This is a genomic window from Pseudomonas sp. SIMBA_041, from assembly GCF_046535095.1.
Taxonomy (GTDB): Bacteria; Pseudomonadota; Gammaproteobacteria; order Pseudomonadales; family Pseudomonadaceae; genus Aquipseudomonas; species Aquipseudomonas mucoides.
The window spans coordinates 1-261 of record NZ_JAWRXJ010000491.1 but is presented as its reverse complement, the minus strand read 5'-3'; the positions used below and the strand labels follow the sequence as shown (position 1 = coordinate 261).

Here is a 261-nt window from a genome sequence, read left to right as displayed (position 1 = left end):
ACCGGCGAATGCAGGCCTGGCTGGCGGGACCACGGGGGCAGGCCCCGGCTTACGTGCTTTCCCGAGTCAAATACTAGGACTTTGTGCCGGGGCCAGGTTGGCGTACACTTGCCCGCAAGTCTGTGAGGAACTTACATGAGCGCTATAACCATTACCGACGCCGCCCATGATTACCTGGCCGATCTGCTCTCCAAGCAGAATACGCCCGGCATCGGCATTCGCATTTTCATCACCCAGCCAGGCACCCAGTACGCAGAGACG

The 261-nt window shown here is 60.2% G+C and carries 1 pseudogene; it reads left to right on the top strand.

Annotation, left to right across the window (positions count from 1 at the left end):
* Window positions 1-135: 135 nt before the first annotated feature.
* A pseudogene (locus SB725_RS32050) lies at window positions 136-261 on the top strand (Fe-S biogenesis protein NfuA); the annotation flags it as partial.